Genomic DNA, 22075 nt, shown 5'->3' with positions numbered 1-22075 from the left:
CATGAGCCGAGACCTTCCGCCCCTCAACGCATTGCGTGCATTTGAAGCCACTGCCCGACTGAATAGTGTTAGTCAGGCGGCTGAGCAATTGCACGTTACCCACGGTGCCGTGAGCCGTCAGCTGAAAGTGCTGGAAGAGCACTTGGGCGTTGGCCTGTTCATCAAGGACGGACGTGGCCTGAAACTCACAGATGCCGGGATTCGACTGCGCGATGCGAGTGGCGAAGCGTTTGATCGTCTGCGAGGTGTCTGTGCCGAGCTCAGCCAAGGGAGTGCGGATGCGCCGTTCGTCTTGGGGTGCTCTGGAAGCCTGCTTGCGCGCTGGTTCATCCCGCGACTGGGGCGCTTGAACGCGGACCTTCCCGACCTGCGGCTGCACTTGTCTGCGGGAGAAGGAGACCTCGACCCACGGCGCCCGGGCCTTGACGCTCTCCTGATATTCGCCGAGCCACCCTGGCCGGCAGACATGCAGGTGTTCGAGCTTGCCAGCGAGCGTATCGGTCCTGTCTTGAGTCCGCGATTCGCGAGATTTGAAGCACTGCGACACGCACCCGTACAGGCGCTTGTGGGCGAGCCGTTGCTGCAGACCACTTCACGGCTGCAAGCCTGGCCGGCATGGGCGACGCAGAACGGCATCGAACCCGACGCATTGAGCTACGGACAGGATTTCGAGCATTTGTACTATTTACTGGAAGCGGCCGTCGCAGGCCTGGGGGTGGCGATCGCGCCGGAGCCGTTGGTGGCTGAGGACTTGAAAGCCGGACGCCTTGCTGCGCCATGGGGTTTCAGTGAAACCCCGGCACAGCTGGCGTTGTGGGTACCAAGACGCGCCGCAGATGGACGTGCCCAGCACCTGGCTCGATGGCTCAAGCAGGAACTCGAGCGATCGGGGCGGGCTTGATCAGCCGCGCTTGCACAGCAGATAAGCGGCCAGCAGGCCGATTGCGCCAACAGCGACGCCTGCGGTGGTCCAAGGGTGCTCTTGGGCGTAGTCACGGGTCGCAACGCTGGTTTCGCGGGTTTTGACTTTGACGTCTTCGTAGACATCGCTCAACAGGCTGCGCGAATGGCTCAGCGCGCTTTCAGCGTTGGCTTTCAGGTTTTTCAGGGTCTTGCGCGACTCGTCGGAAGCATCGGACTTCAAGCCTTCCAGCGACTTGAGCAGACTCTCGATCTCGGCTTCCATGCTTTGCAACGACGCTTTACGGGATGACGTGAATGCCATGGTTTGACTCTCCTGCTGTGATGAGTGGCGTGTGTTGTTTCCGACTACAGGGTTTCGAGAAAGTGCAGTGCGTGATGCGAAGTACCGTTTCTTCTGAACTTTTAGGCCGCATTTCGGCACAGAGATAGTGAACACCATCACTGCGGCGCTGCCACCGCGCAACACCCTTTCAGGAGAACTGCCATGTCTGATCATCACACCTACAAAATGCTGGAGCTGGTCGGGTCATCGACCGTGGGCACCGACGACGCGATCCAAAACGCAATCGCCCAGGCTGCCAAGTCCGTAAAACTGATGGAATGGTTCGAAGTGCTGGAAACCCGCGGCCACATCGAAGACGGCAAAGTTGGCCACTTCCAGGTGACCATCAAGGTCGGTTTCCGCATCGACAACAGCTGAGTCGCTGAACTTTTAAAGTGGCCGAGTGCCACAACCTTCGCTATACATACCGCGCAGTCGTGGCTTTTGCCAAGGTTCATGACGCAGGTTCATGTAGTCAGGCCGCCCGATTGGAGCGGCCTTGTTGATCCGAAAATTGCGCCTGACGAGGGGATGTACCGATGAAAAAAGTTCTGTTGGCCATAGGCTTGTTGAGCATTGCGGGCACTACCATGGCCGCCGGCAAATCGTGCGATGACGTGAAAGCCGACATCGACGCGAAAATCAAAGCCAAAGGCGTTTCGTCCTATACGCTGGAAGCTGTTGAAAAAGGCAGCTCGGCAGACGGCAACGTCGTCGGCACCTGCGAAGGCGGCATCAAGGAAATCGTTTACAAGCGCGGCTGATACCAACCGCGGATACAAAAAAACCGACGCATCTGGCGTCGGTTTTTTTGTTTATGGCGAACAGGTTTCAGCGCGTGGCCCTGAGTCAGCCCCTCGCTGCTTGCGCCAGGATCTCGTAGGAGCGCAGGCGATCGGCGTGTTCGTACATGTCGCACGTAAAGATCAGCTCGTCCGCGTCGGTCTGCTCAAGCAGCACGTCCAGCTTCGCGCGAATCTTCTCCGGGCCACCGACAACCGCCAGTCCCAGGAAATCCATCACCGCGTCACGTTCATGGGGCAGCCACAAGCCATTCATGCTCTCGACGGGCGGCTTCTGCATCAGACTCTGCCCACGCATCAGACTCAGGATGCGTTGGTACACCGACGTCACCAGATATTCGGCGCGCTCGTCGGTCTCCGCCGCTGCCAACGGCACGCCGAGCATCACGTAGGGTTTGTCGAGCACTTCAGAAGGCCTGAAATGACTGCGGTAGACGCGAATCGCTTCGTGCATGAAACGTGGCGCGAAGTGCGACGCGAATGCATACGGCAGCCCTCGCTCACCGGCCAGTTGAGCACTGAACAGGCTCGAACCCAGCAGCCAGATCGGCACATTGGTGTTGGTGCCCGGCACAGCAATGACTCGCTGATGAGGCTGACGCGGCCCGAGGTAGTTGACCAGTTCAGTCACGTCATCCGGGAAATCATCGGCACTGCCGGAGCGCTCGCGACGCAGGGCGCGAGCGGTCATCTGATCGGAGCCCGGCGCGCGGCCGAGGCCGAGGTCGATACGCCCTGGGAACAAGCTTTCCAGCGTGCCGAACTGCTCGGCGATCACCAGCGGCGCGTGGTTGGGCAACATGATCCCGCCCGACCCAACCCGAATGGTCGATGTGCCACCGGCCAGATAGGCCAGCAGAACAGAGGTTGCCGAACTGGCGATGCCGTCCATGTTGTGGTGCTCGGCCACCCAGAAACGGTTGTAGCCCCATTTCTCGACGTGTTGAGCCAGATCCAGCGCATTACGCAGCGATTCCGCCGGGCCTTTGTCTGCGCGGACAGGCACCAGATCGAGCGTCGAAATCTTCACATCAGCTAATCGTTTCATAGGCCGTTGTTGATCCTCTTGAGCTTGAATCGGCGCATCCGTCGGGGACATCACGCGAGCAAACCGGCATTAAGACTAAATATTTGCGTTAAGCCATAGGATAAGGGCGGATTTGAGAGTTGCAATGGGCAATGCGAAATTTCCTACTAATTTGGTCGGATTTAACGTTGCGCCCGTTCGCAAAAAAGCACATGCGGCATAAGCGTTGAACTAAGTCCCGCCTACACTCCTCAGAACTTTGGTCCGCGTGCGAGCGAAATCGCACTTTTTCATGAGGAGACACCATGAGCATCGTCAAGAAAGCATCCGCCCACTGGGAAGGTGACCTGAAGTCGGGTATCGGCAGCATCTCTACTGAAACCGGCGTCCTGCGCGAAGCGCCCTACGGCTTCAAGGCCCGTTTCGAAGGCGGCAAGGGCACCAACCCGGAAGAACTGATTGGCGCTGCGCATGCCGGCTGCTTCTCGATGGCGCTGTCGATGATCCTCGGTGGGGAAAATCTGACCGCCGAGAGCATCGATACCCACGCCGAAGTGACCCTTGATCAGGTCGAAGGTGGCTTTGAAATCAGCGCTGTGCACCTCATCCTCAAGGCTAAAGTGCCGGGCGCGACCCAAGAGCAATTCGAGAAACTGACCGGTATGGCCAAAGAAGGCTGCCCGGTGTCGAAGCTGCTGAACGCCAAGATCACGCTCGATGCCACGCTGCTGAGCTGATTTCGCGTTAATGCTGTACTGGATGGCCCGCAATTGCGGGCCATCTTCGTTATGGGCACGCCAGAACCGGCGTGCGCCCCCACGGTCACATGCAAGGCCGATGCGTATCGCACGGTGTCGAAGGAGTCGATCATGAAACGTATCGCCGCAATGCTGATTCTCGGTGCGCTGACCACCAGCGCCTTAGCTGCGCCCAAGCCCTGTGAAGAGCTCAAGGACGAAATCGAAGCCAAGATCCAGGCTCAGAACGTTAGCTCCTACACGCTGGAAGTCGTGACCAACGAAGATGTCCATGATCAGAACATGGTCGTCGGCACCTGCGAAAACGGCACCAAGAAGATCATTTACCAGAACAACGATCGGTAGTCCGGGCGTGAGATGAAGGTTTTCCGTGAGCCTCAGGTGAAAGAGTTCGTGTGCGCGCTGACCCGACCACGCGTCACGGAATGCAGAAGCCTCATGGAATACAGAAGATGTCCCCCTCCTCCGCGAGCACGTTGCGTTGCTCGTCGCGCAACTGTGCGTCGATGCTGTTGGTGATATTGCGCACATCCAGACGATAGCGGTGGCCGGCCTCGAAGCGGTCGTAGTTGATCGTCACGTAGCAGGTTCGCTCGTTGTAGATGTCCATCGACAAGCCCATTGCGCCGGGCGCGTAGTCGTAGTCATAACGCACCTCGAGCTTGTGCTTGCCGGGTGTCACCTGAAAGAAGCGACCGTCGTAGGTGCGCACGCCGTCCAGTTTGTCGGCCATCAGGGTTTTGCCGGTAAAGGTGTGCAGGTCGATCCACGCCTGCTGGGGATCAACAGCAGGTAGCGGCCCTGCGCATCCGGCCAGAAGACTCAGGGCAACGATGGTCAGAAGCAAGCGCATGACGAACTCCGCAGTAGGACAAATGGCGATGAGGGTTGCGTCAGAGGCGGGCTGTCCGGCATAACGCTGATGTTTGCACTTCATGAATATCGACGTTAAGGCTGCTGCATGATTCGATCAAAAAAGGGCTGGCTGCAGCGGGGCCTCCCGGTGCTGGCGACTTTACTCCTCAGCGGCTGTTCCAGTCTTTCCTATTACTCGCAACTGGCCAGTGGCCAAATGGCCCTATTGCGGGCGCGCGAGCCGGTTGCCAACGTCATCGCTGACCCGAATCGCGACCCCAAGCTGCGCGATCATCTGCGCACATCTCAGCAAGCCCGTGCGTTTGCGACCGAGCATCTGCATCTGCCGGATAACCGCAGCTACCGCCTTTATGCCGACATCCATCGTTCGTATGTCGTCTGGAACGTATTCGCGACGGGCGAATTTTCCCTTGATCCTGTCACCCATTGCTTCCCCATCGCCGGGTGCGTGGCCTACCGCGGCTATTACACCCAAGGCGCCGCGCGCGGGGACGCGGCTGTGCAAAAGCTTGAGGGCAAAGACGTGTATGTCAGCGGCGTGGAGGCGTATTCGACGCTCGGCTGGTTCGATGACCCGATCATCAGCTCGATGATGAACTGGGGCGATGAGCGACTGGCCACGCTGATCTTCCACGAGCTGGGGCACCAGCGGTTTTACGTGAAAGACGACAGCGAGTTCAACGAGTCCTTCGCCAGTTTCGTCGAGCAGGAAGGCACGCGTCAGTGGCGCGCGGCGCGTGGTTTGCCTGCCGAAGGTGGGTCTTCGGAAGCCCGGCGACGCGATCAGCTCACCCAGTTGGCGCTCGACACCCGCGATCGGCTGAAGGCGCTGTACGCCGAGCCGCTGAGTCCGCAGGTGATGCGCGAACGCAAGGCCGCTGAGTTCGAGCGTCTGCGCAGCGAGTATCGGCAGTTGCGTGACAGTCAGTGGGGCGGAGACAAGCGCTTTGACGCCTGGGTGTATGCACCGATGAACAACGCACGGCTGCTGCCCATTGGTTTGTATGATCAATGGGTGCCCGCGTTTGAAGCGTTGTTCAGGCAGGTGAACGGCGACTGGCCCGCGTTTTATTCGGCGGTGGAAAAGCTGGGCGGATTGCCCAAGGAAGAACGCAAAGCGGCGTTGGAGCGGCTGGCTAAGCTATCTGCATGACGTCGGACGTGTGGGAGCGCGCTTGCCCGCGAAAGCGGAGTGTCAGTTGATTAATTCTTAGCTGACCCGGTGCTTTCGCGGGCAAGCGCGCTCCTACAGATTGAGTGCTTTCAGCTTTTGAGAAACGCCTGATGCAGCGCGCTCACCGAATCAAAATGATACGTCGGCGCCTCGGCTTCCAGCTCGTCACGACTGCCAAACCCATACCCCACCGCTGCCACGTCCAAGCCGTTGCGCTTGCCGCCCATCAAATCGTGTTTGCGGTCGCCGATCATCAGCGTCTGTTTCGGGTCGAGCTGCTCTTTATCCAGCAAGTGCCGGATCAGCTCGACCTTGTCAGTGCGGGTGCCGTCCAGCTCGCTGCCATAGATCAACTTGAAATGGCGCGCGAAGTCGAAATGCCGGGCGATTTCATGGGCGAACACCCAGGGTTTGGAGGTCGCGATGAACAGCGTCCGGCCCTGATCCGACAGCATGTCCAGCAGTTCGAAAATGCCGTCGAACACCAGATTCTCGTAAAGGCCCGTCACCTTGAAGCGCTCGCGGTAAAACCCCACAGCTTCCCAGGCCTTCGCTTCGTCGAAGTCGTAGGCGCGCATGAATTGCTGCAACAGTGGCGGGCCGATGAAGTGCTCGAGCTTGGTAATGTCGGGTTCGTCGATGCCCAGCTTGCTCAAGGCAAACTGGATGGAACGGGTGATACCCTCGCGCGGATCGGTCAGAGTGCCATCCAGGTCGAACAGAATATTCTGGTAATGCATGGGTGCTCTCAGCAGGGTTTGTCGAAGCCTTCGGCCAGGTGTTGGTCTTTCAGCTTCACGTAATTGGTCGCGCTGTACGGAAAAAACGCGATCTCTTTTTCGGTCAGCGGGCGCATCTGCTTCACCGGACGCCCGACGTAGAGAAACCCACTCTCGAGGCGTTTGCCGGGCGGGACCAGACTGCCCGCGCCGATGATTACCTCGTCCTCCACCACCGCGCCATCCATGATCGTGGTGCCCATGCCGATCAAAATGCGATTGCCGACGGCGCAGCCGTGCAGCATCACTTTGTGGCCGATGGTCACTTCATCCCCGATCAAAAGCGGGAAACCGTCGGGATTGAACGGCCCGGCGTGGGTGATGTGCAGCACGCTGCCGTCCTGCACGCTGGTGCGCGCGCCAATGCGGATGCGGTGCATGTCGCCACGGATGACGGTCAGCGGCCAGACCGAACTGTCGGCGCCGATTTCGACATCGCCGATTACAACCGCCGAATGATCGACAAACGCCCGCTCGCCAAGGGCCGGGGTGTGGTTCTGGAACGTGCGAATGGCCACGATAGGCTCCTTCTCTGGCGCCGATAGCTGCGGTCGGCGCCGATTGTAATTAAGATGCGTGGGTGTTTCTTTTAGCCAAGGTGCCAAACCGTGAGCGCGAACAACCCTCTGTTGCAATCCTACGACCTGCCACCTTTCTCGGCGATTCGCGCCGAGCATGTGAAACCTGCCATCGAACAGATTCTCGCCGACAACCGCGCCGCGATTGCCGACATCCTCGCCAAGCAAGGTTCGCAGCCTACATGGGCTGGCCTGGTACTGGCGATGGACGAACTCAATGATCGCCTGGGCGCCGCCTGGAGTCCGGTCAGCCACCTGAACGCCGTGTGCAACAGCCCGGAACTGCGTGAGGCCTATGAGTCTTGCCTGCCGGCACTGAGCGCCTACTCGACCGAAATGGGCCAGAACCGCGAGCTGTTCCAGGCCTTCGAAGCCCTGGCCAACAGCCCGGAAGCGGCGAATTTCGACGTCGCCCAGAAGACTATTCTTGAACAATCGCTGCGCGACTTCCGCCTGTCGGGCATTGATCTGCCGCCGGAACAGCAAAAACGCTATGCCGCAGTGCAGAGCAAGCTGTCCGAACTGGGCAGCCAGTTCTCCAACCAGTTGCTCGACGCTACTCAAGCCTGGAGCAAGCACGTTACTGACGAAGCTGCCCTCGCCGGCCTGACCGATTCGGCCAAGGCGCAAATGGCGGCCGCAGCCCAGGCGAAAGACCTGGAGGGCTACCTGATTACGCTCGAGTTTCCGAGCTACTACGCCGTCATGACCTACGCCGAAGACCGCGCGCTGCGTGAAGAAGTCTACGCGGCGTATTGCACCCGCGCGTCTGACCAGGGTCCGAACGCAGGCAAAAACGACAACGGCCCGATCATGGAGCAGATTCTCGACCTTCGTAAGGAACTGGCCAAACTGCTGGGTTTCGCCAGCTTTTCCGAGCTGAGCCTGGCCACCAAAATGGCCGAGTCCAGCGATCACGTCCTCAGCTTCCTGCGTGATCTGGCCAAGCGCAGCAAGCCGTTTGCCGTTCAGGACCTGCAGCAGTTGAAAGCCTATGCCGCCGAACAAGGCTGCCCGGACCTGCAAAGCTGGGACAGCGGTTTCTATGGCGAGAAGCTGCGCGAGCAACGCTACAGCGTCTCCCAGGAAGCCCTGCGCGCCTACTTCCCGGTCGACAAAGTGCTGACCGGCCTGTTCGCGATCGTGCAAAAACTGTACGGCATTGAAATCGCTGAGCAGAAGGGCTTCGACACTTGGCACCCTGACGTTCGCCTGTTCGAAATCAAGGAAAACGGCCAGCATGTCGGGCGCTTCTTCTTTGATCTCTACGCCCGCGCCAACAAGCGTGGCGGCGCATGGATGGACGGCGCCCGCGATCGTCGTCGCACCGCGGAAGGCATACTGCAAAGCCCGGTGGCCAATCTGGTCTGTAACTTCACCCCGGCGGTCAGCGGCAAGCCCGCGCTGCTCACCCACGATGAAGTCACCACCCTGTTCCACGAATTTGGCCATGGCCTGCATCACCTGCTGACCCGCGTCGAACACGCGGGCGCGTCGGGCATCAATGGCGTGGCTTGGGATGCGGTCGAGCTGCCAAGTCAGTTCATGGAAAACTGGTGCTGGGAGCCGGAAGGTCTGGCGCTGATCTCCGGCCATTACGAGACCGGTGAGCCGCTGCCTCAGGACCTGCTGGAGAAAATGCTGGCGGCGAAGAATTTCCAGTCTGGCCTCATGATGGTCCGCCAGCTGGAGTTCTCACTGTTCGACTTCGAATTGCATGCCACCCATGGCGACGGCCGCACCACGCTGCAAGTGCTCGAAGGCGTGCGTGACGAGGTGTCGGTGATGCGTCCGCCTGCGTACAACCGCTTCCCGAACAGCTTCGCGCACATCTTTGCCGGCGGCTATGCGGCGGGCTATTACAGCTACAAGTGGGCTGAAGTACTGTCTGCCGATGCCTTCTCGAAGTTCGAGGAAGAAGGCGTGTTCAACGAGCAGACCGGTCGCGCGTTCCGTGAGGCCATTCTGGCGCGCGGCGGTTCCCAGGCGCCGATGGTGCTGTTCGTCGACTTCCGCGGACGCGAGCCGTCGATTGACGCACTCTTGCGTCATTCGGGCTTGAGTGAGGAAGCGGCAGCATGACCGAAACACCGCAGGTGGTTACCAAGAAGCGCTTCATCGCCGGGGCGGTCTGCCCGGCGTGCAGCGAGCCTGACAAGTTGATGATGTGGAACGAAGACGACGTGCCGCACCGTGAATGCGTGCATTGTGGTTATTCCGACACCCTCAATGCGCAAGGGCAGTCGATCCCGAAAGAACTCGGCACACGGGTGAACAAGCCTGTGGTCAAGCCGGCCGATCCTAAGGTGCAGGGCGTGCAGTTTTTCCCGAATCCGAAACTGAAGAAGCCGGTTGATCCGAGTTGATATCGCGCGGCGTCCGTCTATACGCCGCGCTGCATTTCCGCAGGGCCGGCTTTGCTGCATTTCCGTAGGACCGGCTTTAGCCGGGAACAGACCGGTGCGAACACCCCTCAGTTTTGCAGTGTGATGCCCGACGTCTTCCCGGCTGAAGCCGGTCCCACTATGTGTGCAGTATCCGGCCTCACAACCGCCACAAGATCGTCTGCACCCCCATCACATCGGTTTTCTCAAACCAGCCCTTGACCGAGCAGCGGGCAAACACGCTTGTGCTGCATGCACCCGTGTCCATCGCCGACTTCAGCGCCGCCACATCGACATTGTTGATGTAGGCAATCCCGCGCTTGAGGCTGTCTTCGTCGCCGTAACCGCCGTGTTCCATCTCATCCAGCGCTGCCTGTTTGCTCCAGCCCTGGGCGACGATGCGGTACATCGCTGCCACCAGACCGGTTCGGTCCAGGCCGTGCTTGCAATGAATCAGCACCGGCCCGTTTTGCTGCGCGGTCTGGATAGCCCGCAGGCTTTCGATTACGTCGGCGTCGTCAATATGCACCACCTGCAGCGGAATCTGCACCTGCTCCACGGAGGTGTCAGACAGCCATTTGCTGTCACTTTCCTTGAGGAAGTTGATCACCGTGTGCACGCCAAGCCGCTGCAGAAGCGGCTGTGCTGCTGCGTCCGGCTGGCGACTGCGGTAAAGCGTCGGGGTGATCTGGTAAAGGTTGTAGTGCGGGTCGACGAGTTGTGCCCACTGCGCCGGGCGTGACGATTGCGCCGGTGAAACATCCTCGGCTTGAGCGAGAGAGGCAGATGACACGGCCAGCAGCAGGAGGAGTTGAGCAGCGAGCGGGCGAAGGCGCATGAAAGACGTACCGTGGAAACCAGCCATTTATCGATGGGGCAAGTTTTCGCTGCCCAGGGTCAAGGCGCTGTGAGGCGCGTGTCAAAAGTTGGTGAAAGCCGTTGATCGGCGCCGGGATGTTTTTCCGGGTCTGCGCGTGAAGGGCATGAGCGTTTCGCGATACTGTATGCATAACCAGTTATCGAGGAGCCGTCATGTCCATTCACTTGCCCCCACGCGGGCGCGGCACCGCGACCAACCCGCATAACCGATTTGCGCCCAACCGATCCGTGGCCGAAGACGACGGCTGGTATCAGGAAGTGCCGCTGACCCAGGGCACCACTGTCACGCTGGAAACCGCCAAGAGCATCATCGCGCGCAACTCGTCGCCCGACATCCCCTTCGACCGCTCCATCAATCCGTACCGGGGATGCGAGCACGGTTGTATTTATTGTTACGCCCGGCCGAGCCACGCCTATTGGGACATGTCGCCGGGGCTGGACTTCGAAACCAAACTAATCGCCAAAACCAATGCTGCTGCCCTGCTGGAGCAACAGCTCTCCAAGCCTGGCTACAGCGTTGCGCCGATCACCCTGGGCGCGAACACCGATCCGTATCAGCCCATCGAGCGCGAATACAAATTGAGCCGGGCGACGCTGGAAGTGCTGCTGCGCTATCGCCATCCGGTGACGATCATCACCAAAGGCTCGCTGATTCTTCGGGATCTGGACCTGTTGGCCGAGCTGGCAAAGCTGCGGCTGGTATCAGTGTTCATCAGCCTTACGACGCTGGACGATGAGCTCAAGCGCATCCTTGAGCCCCGTGCTGCCGCGCCCAAGGCCAGGCTGCGGGCGATCCGGGTGTTGCGCGATGCCGGCGTGCCGGTGGGCGTTTTGCTGGCGCCGATGATTCCGATGATCAATGACATGGAGCTGGAAAAGCTGATGGCCGAGGCCAAGGCCGCCGGCGCGTTGAGTGCGAGCTATGTGATGCTGCGCCTGCCGCTGGAGGTCGCCCCGTTGTTCGAAGAGTGGCTCCAGGCGCATTATCCGCAAAGAGCCGAGCATGTGATGAGCCTGGTACGACAGAGCCGCGGCGGCGAGGTCTACGACAGCCGCTTCGGCTCGCGAATGCGCGGTGAGGGGGTGTTCGCCGAACTGCTGGCGCAGCGTTACAGCCTCGCCATCAAAAAGCACGGCCTGAACCGGCGGGAGAGTTTTCAGCTGGACTGCAGCGCGTTTTGCCCGCCTGGCGGTCAGATGTCGCTGTTGTGACTCCACGGGCGTCTTACAGCGCGAGATGCTGATCTCGCTGCGTAAGACGCGTTGCCACTGTAGGAGCGCGCTTGCCCGCGATTGCGGTCTGTCAGTAAAAAAAACGGCAACTGACCGCAAGCGTTCGCGGGCAAGCGCGCTCCTGCAGCTTTCGCCGCGAGCTTGCGGATTAGATTTTCTAACGCAAGACCCGCGATCTAGAGCCACGCATTCAGTTTCAATTAAGTTTGCGTCGTTAAGGTGAGTCGGAAGTGACCGATTGGCCTTGTAGGAAAAAAGTCGTACGAAGGCCAGAAAAAAGTGGGTCATCCACAGGGTTCGCCGGAAAATCCACTTAAATCCGTCAGAGAGGATGAAACATGAGTGACCAGGATAAGCAGCCTCAGGCTGCGACGACAGGCGTAACGCCTCAGGTGGAAACCGCCGAAATGGCGCTGAAGCACATCGTTGATGGCTTCAAGCATTTCCGCCATGACGTCTTCCCTCAGCAGGAAGAACTGTTCAAGAAACTCGCCACCGCCCAACATCCCCGGGCCATGTTCATCACCTGCGCCGACTCGCGCATCGTCCCGGAACTCATCACCCAAAGCTCGCCAGGCGACCTGTTCGTCACCCGTAACGTGGGTAACGTCGTTCCGCCTTATGGCCCAATGAATGGCGGCGTTTCGACGGCTATTGAATACGCCGTCCTGGCCTTGGGCGTGCAGCACATCATCGTTTGTGGTCACTCCGATTGCGGGGCCATGCGCGCCGTGCTCAACCCCGACACCCTGGAAAAGATGCCGACGGTCAAAGCCTGGCTGCGTCACGCCGAGGTCGCCAAGACCGTTGTGCAGGACAACTGCAACTGCACCAGCGAGCACGAAACCATGCACGTGCTCACCGAAGAAAACGTCATCGCGCAGCTGCAACATCTGCGCACGCACCCTTCCGTAGCGTCCAAGCTGGCCAGCGGTCAGCTGTTCATCCACGGTTGGGTTTACGACATCGAGACCAGCGAAATCCGCGCCTACGATGCCGAGCAGGACTGCTTCCTGCCTCTGGATGGCGACCATCCAGTGCCGATGGCGTCGATCCCCCGCGGGCGATATTGATCGCCGGCTGACCCGCTGCCCCAGAGCGCAGCGGCGTCGGCCCTGACGCTTCCACCCTCATACAAGCTCGTAGCGGCCGCGCATAGCGCGTGCCGCCGGGCGTTGTCACGTCTGAATTCTGGAGAGTCGTCATGGCTACTACTGATCTGAAAGCGTTGTTACCACGGGAGCTACTGGCTTCCGTGGTGGTTTTTCTGGTGGCCCTGCCGCTGTGCATGGGGATAGCCATTGCGTCCGGTATGCCGCCGTCCAAAGGTTTGATCACCGGCATTATTGGCGGTCTGGTGGTCGGCTGGCTGGCGGGTTCACCGCTACAGGTCAGCGGCCCGGCGGCAGGTCTGGCGGTGCTGGTGTTCGAGCTGGTCCGGGAACATGGCATGGCCATGCTTGGCCCGATTTTGCTCCTCGCCGGCGCATTGCAGCTGTTGGCTGGGCGATTGAAGCTGGGCTGCTGGTTTCGCGTCACGGCACCGGCGGTGGTGTACGGCATGCTCGCGGGCATCGGCGTGTTGATCGTGCTCTCCCAGGTTCACGTCATGTTCGACAGCGGGCCCAAACCTTCCGGGCTGGATAATCTGGTGGCGTTCCCGCAAACCCTTCTCGGCGCCATTGGCCCGGGCAGCGCCATGCAGGCCGGTCTTCTCGGGCTGGGGACCATCGCAGTGATGTGGCTGTGGGAAAAGCGTCGCCCCCATGCGCTGCGGTTTGTGCCAGGCGCGTTGCTCGGCGTCGGCATTGCGACGGTGGTGAGTCTGGTGATGAGCTTGCAGGTCAAGCGCGTCGAGGTCCCGGCCAACCTTGCTGAAGCCATCGACTGGCTGCGCCCCGCAGACCTGCTGAACCTGGCTGATCCTGCCATCCTGATCGCGGCGATTGCCGTGGCCTTCATTGCCAGCGCTGAAACCCTGTTGTCGGCAGCGGCGGTGGATCGGATGCACGACGGCCAGCGTTCGGACTTCGACAAGGAGCTTAGTGCCCAGGGCGTGGGCAACATGCTCTGCGGTCTGGTCGGCGCGTTGCCGATGACCGGCGTGATCGTGCGCAGTTCGGCGAACGTGCAGGCGGGTGCCAAGACGCGGCTGTCGGCGATGTTCCACGGTCTGTGGCTGCTGGCGTTCGTGCTGTTGCTGTCCAGTGTGCTGCAGAGCATTCCTGTCGCGAGCCTGGCCGGCGTGCTGGTCTACACCGGCGTGAAGCTGGTGAATGTCCAAGCACTCAAAGGGCTGGGACGCTATGGCCGCATGCCGATGTTCATCTACGGCGCGACCGCCAGCGCGATTGTCCTGACCGACTTGCTGACCGGCGTGTTGATCGGCTTTGGCCTGACCCTGGTGAAGCTGGCGCTGAATGCATCGCGCTTGAAGATCAATCTCGTCGACCTGCCGGCCGAGGGGGAAATGGAGCTGCGCCTCAATGGTTCGGCCACCTTCCTCAAGGTGCCGGCGCTGACGCAGACGCTGGAAACCGTACCGCCCGGCACCACGCTGCATGTGCCGCTGGGTAACCTGACCTACATCGACCATTCCTGCCTGGAGTTGCTGGAAGAATGGGGCCGCGCCAACGCAGCGCAGGGCTCGCGTTTGCTGTTGGAGCAACGGCTGCTCAAGCGTCGCGTGGAGGGAAGGATCCGCACGTCGATCGGAGGGGCAGCGCTGCACTGAGGCGGGTAAAGGGTGTGCGGGATCAGTCTTTCCCGCACTCTAGCTCAAGCCCCACGCCCAGCTGACGTGACAGGCTGGGCCAGCGCTTCCACGCCGCGTCGGTGTCCGGGCTGGCGAGGCGCTCGCGGTAGGCTTCCACCGATTCCAGCGAGAAACTGTCGTCGTTGAGCATTTCGTCGATGGCGTGATGCACCACTTCGTCCAGCTGGTTGGCGAACGATTCGCCGATCAATTGGTGCGCGATGACGCTGGCCACGGTGGTGTTCATCGGTATCAACGGCTGGCCGAAATGCTTGATGTACAGATCATTCACTTCCTCCACCAGACGGTGGGCCAGATACGCCTCATCCAACAGCCCATCCAGCCCTTCGTGGCCCGCCATGATGGCGGGCGGCGCGCTGAAGAATTGCTCGGCGATTTTCAGGACCGGCTTGATCTGGCTTTCAATGCCCGCCTGCAACGCGACGTCATGGGCGGCGTCCAGCAAGTCCGGCACCTGACCGATGTAGGCGATGACGAAACGCGTCAGCACGCCTCGCGCGTCTACGTCAGGCAGGTGAATGGACGGGTGCAGATGAGGAAGTTGCGACTCCAACTGGCGCGCTAGCTGACCGGATTGGTTTTCGTGTTCTTGGGCTCGGGTGATCTGCTCGCGCAATGCGGCGGTGTTCATGGATGCTCCATAGGCAGTGAAACCAGGCGGTCATTATAGGGAAGTCCATACCTTAGCTTGCCCACAAATGACGCTAAGACGTAATTGTCATAACAGCTTCATGGTTATGTGCATAATCGCGCGCTCGTGGACCACTTATGGGCTGAACTCATGACCCGAACCCAGAAAACCGTTTTCATCCTGGCGGCCCTTGTGGCGCTGGTGCTTGGCTTGACCGTCTACCGTACGCTGTCCGGAACTGACCAGGGCGACCAGACCGCGCTTGTCGATGCAGGGATCATCCTTCTCCCGCAGAGCCGCAATGTGCCGGATCTTTCGCTCACCGATCAGGACGGCCAGCCGCTTTTATTGAGCCAGTTGAAGGGCAAATGGACGGTGCTGTTCTTCGGCTACACGTTCTGCCCGGACATCTGCCCGACTACCCTTGCCCAACTGCGTCAGATCAAAAGCGAGCTGCCCAGTGAGGCCGTCGACAAACTGCGGATCGTGCTGGTCAGCGTCGATCCCGATCGCGACACCCCGCAACAGCTCAAGCAATACCTGGGTTATTTCGACAAGCAGTTCGTCGGCCTAAGGGCGCCGGTCGATACGCTGCAGAAGCTGGCGAATGCCGTGAGCATCCCGTACATCCCGGCGGACACCAGCAAGCAGAACTACACGGTCGACCACAGCGGCAACCTCGCCCTCCTCGGACCCGACGGCACCCAACGCGGCTTCATCCGCGCGCCGCTGAACAGCCAGAAGCTGGTGGCGCAGTTGCCTGGGCTGGTTGAGAGGAAGTAAGGACTGATGATGTCGGCGTTGCCGATCATGGTAGGAGCGCGCTTGCCCGCGAAATGGAAATGGTCGTTACATCCGATATATCTCTATCGTCTGTACCTCAGTCTTCGCGGGCAAGCGCGCTCCTACACGGGGTCGTGGCGGATGATCAATCGGAGCTTGTGCACTATCTGTAGGCGCCGGCTCCCGCGACGCCACCCGCCTAACGGCGCGATCAGAACGCCGGAACCACGGCGCCTTTGTACGTCTCAACGATGAACGCCTTGGTTTCCGGGCTGTGCAGCGCGGCGACCAGTTTCTGGATGGCCGGGGCATCTTTATTGTCTTCGCGGGTCACCAGGATGTTCGCGTAAGGCGATTCCTGCCCTTCGATGATCAGCGCATCCTTGGTCGGATCAAGCTTGGCGGTCAGGGCGTAGTTGGTGTTGATCAGCGCCAGGTCCACCTGCGTCAGTACGCGTGGCAGGGTCGCGGCTTCCAGCTCGCGGAATTTCAGGTTCTTCGGGTTCTGCTGCACGTCGCTTGGCTTGGCGGTGATGCTGGTCGGGTCCTTCAAGGTAATCAGACCGGCCTTGACCAGCAGCAACAGGGCACGGCCCTCGTTGGTGGCGTCATTCGGGATGGCCACGTTAGCGCCATCCGGCAGCTCGGCCAGACTCTTCAGTTTGTCCGAGTAGGCGCCAAACGGCTCGATGTGAACCTTGGCCACACTCACCAGATGCGTGCCCTTGCCCTTGTTGAACTCATCCAGATACGGCTGGTGCTGGAAGAAGTTGGCGTCCATACGGTTCTGGTCGACCTGCACGTTCGGCTGAATGTAATCGTTGAACACTTTCACGTTCAGCGTCACGCCTTCCTTCGCCAGCATCGGCTTCACGAACTCGAGAATCTCGGCGTGGGGCACGGCGGAGGCCGCCACGGTCAAGGTCTCATCAGCATGGGCAGACAGGGCCGCCACAGCAGCGAATACAGCCAACAACTTTTTCATTTCTACTACTCCTGAGACGCACGCGCAGCGGCGTGCATCTGCCGGTCAGTGACCGGCGAATTCGGTTAACGGTGTGAAAAGTGCGCGACCAGTCTGTCGCCGACGGTTTGCAGGATCTGCACCAGCACCAGCAGCAATACGACCGTTACAAACATCACATCGTTCTGGAAGCGTTGGTAACCGTAGCGAATCGCCAGATCGCCCAGGCCTCCTGCGCCGACCGCACCGGCCATGGCCGTGAACGACACCAGCGCAATCGCCGTCACGGTGATTGCTGCGAGGATGCCCGGGCGCGCCTCAGGCAACAGCGCCTTGATCACGATCTGCCGGGTTGTTGCGCCCATCGCCTGAGTGGCCTCGATGATGCCGCGATCCACTTCCCGCAGCGCGGTTTCCACCAGTCGCGCGAAGAATGGCGTGGCGCCTGCAATCAATGGCGGCAGCGTACCGAGAATGCCCAGCGAGGTGCCGGTGATGATTTCCGTCAGCGGCATCATCACGATCAGCAGGATGATGAACGGCAACGCCCGCAGCATGTTCACGATCAAGCCCACGGTGGTGTAAACCGGCTTGTTCTCAAGCAACTGACGCGGCGAGGTCAGGAACATCAGCACGCCAAGCGGTAAGCCCAGCAGGACGGTGAAGGCAAGCGACACGCCGAGCATGATCAGGGTGTCGCCGGTCGCCAGCCAGATCTCGTACCAGTCGACGTTGGAAAACAGGTTGAGAAAGGTGTCCATCAGCGCAGGACCTCCATGTGAACGTCGGCTGCGGTGAAGCGGGCAAACGCGGCGTCCATGTCACCACCGGTGATGGCCAGCGTCAGTTGCCCGTAAGGCGTGTCTTTGATGCGGTCGATACGGCCGGCCAGAATGCTGTAGTCCACGCCGGTTTCCCGCGCGACCGTACCCAGCAATGGCGCGTAGGTCGCTTCGCCCTGGAACGTCAGGCGCACGATGCGGCCCTGAACATGGACGAAATCGCTGTTCAGCTGGTTTTCGTCGACCTCTTCGTCTTCCTGCACAAAGCGGCGAGTGGTCGGGTGCTTGGGGTGCAGAAACACATCGGCCACAGCGCCCTGCTCGACGATCACGCCAGCATCCATGACCGCCACCTGATCGCAGACGCGACGGATCACGTCCATTTCGTGAGTGATCAGCACGATGGTCAGCTTCAGCTCTCGATTGATCTCGGCCAGCAGCTGCAACACCGACGCCGTGGTTTGCGGGTCAAGGGCGCTGGTGGCCTCATCGCACAGCAGAATCTTCGGCTTGGTTGCCAGCGCGCGGGCGATGCCGACGCGTTGCTTCTGACCGCCGGACAATTGCGCCGGGTATTTTCTGGCGTGGTCGGAAAGACCCACGCGTGCCAGCAACTCGGCCACGCGCTGATCGATCTGCGCGCGGGAAATGTCCCCGGCCAGCGTCAGCGGCATGGCGACGTTGTCGGCCACCGTCTTTGACGACAGCAGATTGAAGTGCTGGAAAATCATGCCGACCTGACGGCGGAAGCCGCGCAGACCGTCGGCATCCAGCGCGGTGACATCGACGTCATCGACCAGGATCTTGCCGCCGCTCGGCGCTTCAAGGCGGTTGATCAGGCGCAGCATCGTGCTCTTGCCGGCGCCGGAGTGGCCGATCAGACCAAACACCTGGCCGTTTTCGATGCGCAGGCTGGTGGAGTGCAGCGCGGGAATTTCCCGGTCGGCGACCCGATAGGTTTTGTGGACGTTTTGAAACTCGATCACGGAGCGAACCTTGTGGGGCGCGTTGAAAAATCAGCGTAGGGCTACTGCCTTCATCACGCTGCTGAGCGATGCCATTTCGGCTTCGGCTGGGTAAACCGGGCGCGCATTTTAGCCTGTCGAATCCGGGTTGGGCCCAGCATTCTTAGCATTTATTTCGCACTTCACCTGCCGAACGGTCATATGGATGGCCGACTGTCAGGCTGGCGCTGGAAATTGAAGAATCGAAAAAACAAACGGAACGGCTGTTTTCATCGTCAGTCACTTACTTAGCGCCTGAATAATGCCTGACCTCGTGTCAGGCATTTCCGCCTACGAGCTCCTGCTGCCTCCACACCATGGAACGCCGAACGAGGAGCCGTCTGAACCGAGGAGTTTTGTCTGATGAGTAAGAACACCAATCCACCTGTTAGCCCCAACGCCAACAGTGAGCTGGCGGGCACTGACACGCTGGACCGTGGCAACACCAACGCTAAGGTTGAAAGTCTCGAAACGTTCCGCTCCGACGCTACCGGTGAGGCTTTGCGCACCAATCAGGGCGTAAAGATCTCCGACAACCAGAACACGCTGAAAGTCGGATCGCGCGGCCCATCGCTGCTCGAAGACTTCATCATGCGCGAGAAGATCACTCACTTTGACCATGAACGCATTCCAGAGCGCATCGTCCACGCGCGCGGTACGGCGGCTCACGGTTACTTCCAGACCTACGAGAACCATTCCGCGCTGTCCAAGGCCGAATTCCTGCGCGATCCGGGCAAGAAAACCCCGGTGTTCGTTCGTTTTTCTACGGTTCAAGGCCCACGCGGCTCCGGCGATACTGTCCGTGACGTACGGGGTTTCGCGGTCAAGTTCTATACCGGCGAAGGCAACTACGACCTGGTCGGCAACAACATGCCGGTGTTCTTCATTCAGGACGCCATCAAGTTTCCCGATTTCGTACATGCGGTGAAGCCAGAGCCTCACAACGAAATCCCTACGGGCGGCTCTGCTCACGACACGTTCTGGGACTTCGTTTCCCTGGTGCCGGAATCCGCGCACATGGTGCTGTGGACCATGTCCGACCGTGCGATCCCGAAAAGCCTGCGCTCCATGCAGGGCTTCGGCATCCATACCTTCCGCATGATCAATACCGAAGGTAAGTCCACGTTCGTCAAATTCCACTGGAAGCCCAAGTACGGCACGTGCTCCCTGGTCTGGGACGAAGCGCAGAAGCTCGCGGGCAAGGACACCGACTTCCATCGCCGCGACCTGTGGGAGTCGATCGAGACGGGTGATTACCCGGAATGGGAACTGGGCGTACAGATTGTCGCCGAGGAAGACGAGCACAAGTTTGACTTCGACCTTCTCGACCCGACCAAAATCATCCCGGAAGAGCTGGTGCCGGTGACGCCGCTGGGCAAGATGGTGCTCAACCGTAACCCGGACAACTACTTTGCCGAGACCGAGCAGGTTGCGTTCTGCCCAGGCCACGTCGTGCCGGGTATCGACTTCTCCAACGATCCGCTGCTGCAAGGTCGGCTGTTTTCCTACACCGATACGCAAATCAGCCGACTGGGTGGGCCGAACTTCCACGAGATTCCGATCAACCGTCCGGTCTCGCCGAACCACAATAACCAGCGCGACGCTCAGCACCGCACCACCATCGACAAGGGTCGCGCTTCCTACGAGCCAAACTCGATCGACGGCGGCTGGCCGAAAGAAACGCCCGCTGGTCCGCAGGATGGCGGCTTCGAGACGTATCCAGAACGCGTCGAAGCACACAAGGTGCGTGAGCGTAGCCCTTCCTTTGGCGATCACTTCTCGCAGGCCACGCTGTTCTTCAACAGCATGAGCGAACACGAGAAAGAGCACATCATCGCGGCCTACAGCTTCGAGCTGGGCAAGGTGGAGCGTGAGCACATCCGCGCGCGTCAGGTGAACGAGATTCTCGCGAACATCGACCTCACCCTGGCTAAACGTGTGGCTGAAAATCTTGGCTTGCCAGCGCCGACCGCCCCGACTGTCCAGGCGCAAAGCAACGGCAAGTTGACCGTCGACAAGTCGCCACTGCTGAGCCAGGCGAACCTGCTGCCTGCCGACATTGCTTCGCGCAAAGTTGCCATCTTGGTTGCCAATGGCGTCGACGACAAAGCTGTAGCGGCGATGAAAGCGGCGCTGGAAGCCGAAGGCGCACACGCCAAGGTGTTGGGCCCTACCTCCGCGCCGGTTAAAACCGCGAGTGGTGCGTCCCTGGCCGTTGATGCTTCGATGGAAGGTTTGCCATCGGTCGCGTTCGACGCCGTCTTCATCCCCGGCGGCGACGCTTCGATCAAGGCCCTGAGTGGCGACGGCGTGGCACTGCATTACGTGCTTGAGGCCTACAAGCACCTCAAAGCCATTGCTTACGGCGGTGACGCCCAGAAACTGATCGACCTGCTCCGTTTGGAAGCCGATGCGGGCTTGCTGGCAGTCTCGGACAGCGCCTCGTTCAAGGCGTTTTTCGATGCGATCCAGCAACATCGCGTTTGGGCACGTGAGCCAAAGGCGAAGGCGATTCCTGCATAACTTGCAGGACTAGCGCGTAACAAAAAAGGCGTTGCCCGCGAGGGCAACGCCTTTTCTTTTGATCAAAAATCGATCAGAGCTGAGCGGGCTTCAACACAATCTTCGCAGGCTCGGAACGCTCGATTTCACGCTGCATCTGCAACTCGAAGTCCGGGTTGATCTTCGCCACGCGTTTGGTCAGCAAGGTCGCCAGCCAAGGGTAATCGTCCGTGCGCGGCACCTGCACAGTGACGTCGCAGTTGAAGGCTGCCACATCTTCAGCGATGTCACTCAACTGACGGCGCAGCTGTTTCATGTCGCCGAGCTTCAGCTCAATAGTCGTGCTTTCGGCGCTCGGGTCGATCACCTTCGCCTTGCGCTTGGCTTCGGCAGCACGCAGATCGGCTTCGGCCTTTTCCAGCTCGGCCTTACGCGCGTGGGCGATGGCACCGTTGACGCCACTGGTCAGCGCCGGGGCTTTTGGCATCAGGGCGCGGGCGCGGCTGAGCGCAGTAGCGGCGGCATTCATGTCGCCTTTTTGCAGCACGATCTGGCTGCGGCTCAAATACGCCTCGGCCAACTGACGCTGGTATTGCTCGAGTCGGGGATCGTCCGGGGATTTGCTTTGCAGCGCCGCCAATTGATCTTCGGCGGTCGCCAACTCGCTGCTGGCGATGTTCTGTTCCAGCTGCTGATAGACATCGGGCGCAGCCACAGGCGCGGGCTGCTCGACGGGCTTGCTCTGGCAAGCGCTCAACAGGACGGAAAATGCAGCAAGCAGCAGATAACGGGATGCGAACGGCTTCATTCCTGCGATTCTCTATTTGCGCAAAAAACGAGCAAGTCTACACACAACTGACTTGCACCGAAAATAACTGATCACTATGGGTAGGCGC

The 22075-nt window shown here is 60.1% G+C and carries 24 protein-coding genes; 13 read left to right on the top strand and 11 right to left on the bottom strand.

Annotated features, from left to right (window positions below; genetic code table 11):
- The first annotated feature begins 1 nt into the window (after position 1).
- Positions 2 to 901, top strand: coding sequence for a LysR family transcriptional regulator (locus L4G42_RS11860; protein WP_237259251.1), 900 nt, complete (start codon positions 2 to 4; stop codon positions 899 to 901).
- Here the strand turns inward: L4G42_RS11860 and L4G42_RS11855 are convergent, their stop codons facing one another.
- Positions 902 to 1225 carry an ElaB/YgaM/YqjD family protein gene (locus tag L4G42_RS11855; protein ID WP_037017008.1) on the bottom strand — a complete coding sequence of 108 codons (324 nt, stop codon included), beginning with the start codon at positions 1223 to 1225 and terminating at the stop codon, positions 902 to 904. It lies immediately after the preceding gene.
- Between the two features lie 183 nt (positions 1226 to 1408).
- Here L4G42_RS11855 and L4G42_RS11850 point away from each other — a divergent pair, with 183 nt between their 5' ends.
- Both L4G42_RS11850 and L4G42_RS11845 read left to right on the top strand, forming a co-directional pair.
- Positions 1409 to 1624 (top strand): dodecin, encoded by a 216-nt coding sequence (locus L4G42_RS11850; protein WP_074886200.1) that lies wholly within the window; start codon positions 1409 to 1411, stop codon positions 1622 to 1624.
- 161 nt (positions 1625 to 1785) lie between these two features.
- Positions 1786 to 2010, top strand: a complete 225-nt coding sequence (locus L4G42_RS11845; RefSeq protein ID WP_237250244.1) for a DUF1161 domain-containing protein — start codon at positions 1786 to 1788, stop codon at positions 2008 to 2010.
- A gap of 85 nt (positions 2011 to 2095) precedes the next feature.
- Here the strand turns inward: L4G42_RS11845 and L4G42_RS11840 are convergent, their stop codons facing one another.
- Positions 2096 to 3097, bottom strand: coding sequence for an LLM class flavin-dependent oxidoreductase (locus L4G42_RS11840; protein ID WP_237250245.1), 1002 nt, complete (start codon positions 3095 to 3097; stop codon positions 2096 to 2098).
- Positions 3098 to 3381: 284 nt separating this feature from the next.
- On the opposite strand from L4G42_RS11840, the gene L4G42_RS11835 reads away from it, so the two are divergent.
- Together L4G42_RS11835 and L4G42_RS11830 are read left to right on the top strand one after the other, a co-directional pair.
- Positions 3382 to 3813 carry an OsmC family protein gene (locus tag L4G42_RS11835; protein ID WP_237250246.1) on the top strand — a complete coding sequence of 144 codons (432 nt, stop codon included), beginning with the start codon at positions 3382 to 3384 and terminating at the stop codon, positions 3811 to 3813.
- Positions 3814 to 3945: 132 nt separating this feature from the next.
- Positions 3946 to 4179 (top strand): DUF1161 domain-containing protein, encoded by a 234-nt coding sequence (locus L4G42_RS11830; RefSeq protein WP_237250247.1) that lies wholly within the window; start codon positions 3946 to 3948, stop codon positions 4177 to 4179.
- 91 nt (positions 4180 to 4270) lie between these two features.
- Here L4G42_RS11830 and L4G42_RS11825 read toward each other — a convergent pair whose 3' ends face one another.
- Positions 4271 to 4687 carry a PA0061/PA0062 family lipoprotein gene (locus tag L4G42_RS11825; protein ID WP_237250248.1) on the bottom strand — a complete coding sequence of 139 codons (417 nt, stop codon included), beginning with the start codon at positions 4685 to 4687 and terminating at the stop codon, positions 4271 to 4273.
- Positions 4688 to 4795: 108 nt separating this feature from the next.
- Between L4G42_RS11825 and L4G42_RS11820 the strand changes: the two genes are divergently transcribed.
- On the top strand, positions 4796 to 5863 hold the full coding sequence (locus L4G42_RS11820) for an aminopeptidase (protein WP_237250249.1): 1068 nt from the start codon (positions 4796 to 4798) through the stop codon (positions 5861 to 5863).
- A 110-nt stretch (positions 5864 to 5973) separates the two neighbouring features.
- Here the strand turns inward: L4G42_RS11820 and L4G42_RS11815 are convergent, their stop codons facing one another.
- Positions 5974 to 6624 carry an HAD family hydrolase gene (locus L4G42_RS11815; RefSeq protein WP_237250250.1) on the bottom strand — a complete coding sequence of 217 codons (651 nt, stop codon included), beginning with the start codon at positions 6622 to 6624 and terminating at the stop codon, positions 5974 to 5976.
- An 8-nt stretch (positions 6625 to 6632) separates the two neighbouring features.
- Positions 6633 to 7181, bottom strand: coding sequence for a gamma carbonic anhydrase family protein (locus L4G42_RS11810; protein ID WP_065987984.1), 549 nt, complete (start codon positions 7179 to 7181; stop codon positions 6633 to 6635).
- 90 nt (positions 7182 to 7271) lie between these two features.
- Here L4G42_RS11810 and prlC point away from each other — a divergent pair, with 90 nt between their 5' ends.
- Together prlC and L4G42_RS11800 are read left to right on the top strand one after the other, a co-directional pair.
- Positions 7272 to 9323, top strand: coding sequence for an oligopeptidase A (gene prlC / locus L4G42_RS11805; protein WP_237250251.1), 2052 nt, complete (start codon positions 7272 to 7274; stop codon positions 9321 to 9323).
- The gene (locus L4G42_RS11800; protein ID WP_237250252.1) at positions 9320 to 9607 is read left to right on the top strand and encodes a YheV family putative zinc ribbon protein; all 288 of its coding nucleotides are present in this window, start codon (positions 9320 to 9322) and stop codon (positions 9605 to 9607) included. The genes prlC and L4G42_RS11800 overlap by 4 nt, the downstream gene beginning before the upstream one ends.
- Positions 9608 to 9785: 178 nt before the next feature.
- On the opposite strand, the gene L4G42_RS11795 is transcribed toward L4G42_RS11800, so the two are convergent.
- Positions 9786 to 10463: a dual specificity protein phosphatase family protein gene (locus L4G42_RS11795; protein ID WP_237250253.1), complete on the bottom strand. Its 678-nt coding sequence runs from the start codon at positions 10461 to 10463 to the stop codon at positions 9786 to 9788.
- Positions 10464 to 10657: 194 nt separating this feature from the next.
- Here L4G42_RS11795 and L4G42_RS11790 point away from each other — a divergent pair, with 194 nt between their 5' ends.
- From L4G42_RS11790 to L4G42_RS11780, 3 genes are all read left to right on the top strand, one after another.
- Complete coding sequence (locus L4G42_RS11790) at positions 10658 to 11716, top strand: PA0069 family radical SAM protein (protein WP_237259252.1); 1059 nt, start codon at positions 10658 to 10660, stop codon at positions 11714 to 11716.
- Positions 11717 to 12144: 428 nt separating this feature from the next.
- A complete protein-coding gene (locus L4G42_RS11785) occupies positions 12145 to 12810 on the top strand; it encodes a carbonic anhydrase (RefSeq protein ID WP_419789370.1) in 666 nt (221 codons plus the stop codon).
- A 131-nt stretch (positions 12811 to 12941) separates the two neighbouring features.
- On the top strand, positions 12942 to 14471 hold the full coding sequence (locus L4G42_RS11780; RefSeq protein ID WP_237250256.1) for a SulP family inorganic anion transporter: 1530 nt from the start codon (positions 12942 to 12944) through the stop codon (positions 14469 to 14471).
- A gap of 22 nt (positions 14472 to 14493) precedes the next feature.
- Here the strand turns inward: L4G42_RS11780 and L4G42_RS11775 are convergent, their stop codons facing one another.
- On the bottom strand, positions 14494 to 15144 hold the full coding sequence (locus L4G42_RS11775; protein ID WP_237250257.1) for a hypothetical protein: 651 nt from the start codon (positions 15142 to 15144) through the stop codon (positions 14494 to 14496).
- Between the two features lie 150 nt (positions 15145 to 15294).
- On the opposite strand from L4G42_RS11775, the gene L4G42_RS11770 reads away from it, so the two are divergent.
- Positions 15295 to 15927 carry an SCO family protein gene (locus L4G42_RS11770; protein WP_237250258.1) on the top strand — a complete coding sequence of 211 codons (633 nt, stop codon included), beginning with the start codon at positions 15295 to 15297 and terminating at the stop codon, positions 15925 to 15927.
- A gap of 211 nt (positions 15928 to 16138) precedes the next feature.
- Here L4G42_RS11770 and L4G42_RS11765 read toward each other — a convergent pair whose 3' ends face one another.
- The 3 genes from L4G42_RS11765 to L4G42_RS11755 all read right to left on the bottom strand — a co-directional run bounded on the left by L4G42_RS11765 (position 16139) and on the right by L4G42_RS11755 (position 18659).
- A complete protein-coding gene (locus L4G42_RS11765; RefSeq protein WP_237250259.1) occupies positions 16139 to 16912 on the bottom strand; it encodes a MetQ/NlpA family ABC transporter substrate-binding protein in 774 nt (257 codons plus the stop codon).
- Between the two features lie 65 nt (positions 16913 to 16977).
- A complete protein-coding gene (locus L4G42_RS11760) occupies positions 16978 to 17652 on the bottom strand; it encodes a methionine ABC transporter permease (RefSeq protein WP_065987960.1) in 675 nt (224 codons plus the stop codon).
- Complete coding sequence (locus L4G42_RS11755) at positions 17652 to 18659, bottom strand: methionine ABC transporter ATP-binding protein (protein WP_237259253.1); 1008 nt, start codon at positions 18657 to 18659, stop codon at positions 17652 to 17654. Before L4G42_RS11755 ends, L4G42_RS11760 begins: the two co-directional genes overlap by 1 nt.
- A gap of 381 nt (positions 18660 to 19040) precedes the next feature.
- Between L4G42_RS11755 and katE the strand changes: the two genes are divergently transcribed.
- Positions 19041 to 21200 (top strand): catalase HPII, encoded by a 2160-nt coding sequence (gene katE / locus L4G42_RS11750; RefSeq protein WP_237250261.1) that lies wholly within the window; start codon positions 19041 to 19043, stop codon positions 21198 to 21200.
- A gap of 73 nt (positions 21201 to 21273) precedes the next feature.
- Here katE and L4G42_RS11745 read toward each other — a convergent pair whose 3' ends face one another.
- Positions 21274 to 21987 (bottom strand): PA5502 family lipoprotein, encoded by a 714-nt coding sequence (locus L4G42_RS11745; RefSeq protein ID WP_237250262.1) that lies wholly within the window; start codon positions 21985 to 21987, stop codon positions 21274 to 21276.
- Positions 21988 to 22075 lie beyond the last annotated feature (88 nt).

Source organism: Pseudomonas petrae (assembly GCF_021728295.1).
Lineage (GTDB): Bacteria > Pseudomonadota > Gammaproteobacteria > Pseudomonadales > Pseudomonadaceae > Aquipseudomonas > Aquipseudomonas petrae.
Note: the sequence above shows the minus strand (reverse complement) of the source record. Positions and strands in the feature narration are given on the sequence as shown.

Excerpts from the sequence above, each read along its gene's own strand:
- L4G42_RS11860 (WP_237259251.1), top strand. The coding sequence starts at position 2 with ATGAGCCGAGACCTTCCGCCCCTCAACGCATTGCGTGCATTTGAAGCC.
- L4G42_RS11855 (WP_037017008.1), bottom strand. The coding sequence starts at position 1,225 with ATGGCATTCACGTCATCCCGTAAAGCGTCGTTGCAAAGCATGGAAGCC.
- L4G42_RS11850 (WP_074886200.1), top strand. The coding sequence starts at position 1,409 with ATGTCTGATCATCACACCTACAAAATGCTGGAGCTGGTCGGGTCATCG.
- L4G42_RS11845 (WP_237250244.1), top strand. The coding sequence starts at position 1,786 with ATGAAAAAAGTTCTGTTGGCCATAGGCTTGTTGAGCATTGCGGGCACT.
- L4G42_RS11840 (WP_237250245.1), bottom strand. The coding sequence starts at position 3,097 with ATGAAACGATTAGCTGATGTGAAGATTTCGACGCTCGATCTGGTGCCT.
- L4G42_RS11835 (WP_237250246.1), top strand. The coding sequence starts at position 3,382 with ATGAGCATCGTCAAGAAAGCATCCGCCCACTGGGAAGGTGACCTGAAG.
- L4G42_RS11830 (WP_237250247.1), top strand. The coding sequence starts at position 3,946 with ATGAAACGTATCGCCGCAATGCTGATTCTCGGTGCGCTGACCACCAGC.
- L4G42_RS11825 (WP_237250248.1), bottom strand. The coding sequence starts at position 4,687 with ATGCGCTTGCTTCTGACCATCGTTGCCCTGAGTCTTCTGGCCGGATGC.
- L4G42_RS11820 (WP_237250249.1), top strand. The coding sequence starts at position 4,796 with ATGATTCGATCAAAAAAGGGCTGGCTGCAGCGGGGCCTCCCGGTGCTG.
- L4G42_RS11815 (WP_237250250.1), bottom strand. The coding sequence starts at position 6,624 with ATGCATTACCAGAATATTCTGTTCGACCTGGATGGCACTCTGACCGAT.
- L4G42_RS11800 (WP_237250252.1), top strand. The coding sequence starts at position 9,320 with ATGACCGAAACACCGCAGGTGGTTACCAAGAAGCGCTTCATCGCCGGG.
- L4G42_RS11795 (WP_237250253.1), bottom strand. The coding sequence starts at position 10,463 with ATGCGCCTTCGCCCGCTCGCTGCTCAACTCCTCCTGCTGCTGGCCGTG.
- L4G42_RS11790 (WP_237259252.1), top strand. The coding sequence starts at position 10,658 with ATGTCCATTCACTTGCCCCCACGCGGGCGCGGCACCGCGACCAACCCG.
- L4G42_RS11785 (WP_419789370.1), top strand. The coding sequence starts at position 12,145 with ATGGCGCTGAAGCACATCGTTGATGGCTTCAAGCATTTCCGCCATGAC.
- L4G42_RS11780 (WP_237250256.1), top strand. The coding sequence starts at position 12,942 with ATGGCTACTACTGATCTGAAAGCGTTGTTACCACGGGAGCTACTGGCT.
- L4G42_RS11775 (WP_237250257.1), bottom strand. The coding sequence starts at position 15,144 with ATGAACACCGCCGCATTGCGCGAGCAGATCACCCGAGCCCAAGAACAC.
- L4G42_RS11770 (WP_237250258.1), top strand. The coding sequence starts at position 15,295 with ATGACCCGAACCCAGAAAACCGTTTTCATCCTGGCGGCCCTTGTGGCG.
- L4G42_RS11765 (WP_237250259.1), bottom strand. The coding sequence starts at position 16,912 with ATGAAAAAGTTGTTGGCTGTATTCGCTGCTGTGGCGGCCCTGTCTGCC.
- L4G42_RS11760 (WP_065987960.1), bottom strand. The coding sequence starts at position 17,652 with ATGGACACCTTTCTCAACCTGTTTTCCAACGTCGACTGGTACGAGATC.
- katE (WP_237250261.1), top strand. The coding sequence starts at position 19,041 with ATGAGTAAGAACACCAATCCACCTGTTAGCCCCAACGCCAACAGTGAG.
- L4G42_RS11745 (WP_237250262.1), bottom strand. The coding sequence starts at position 21,987 with ATGAAGCCGTTCGCATCCCGTTATCTGCTGCTTGCTGCATTTTCCGTC.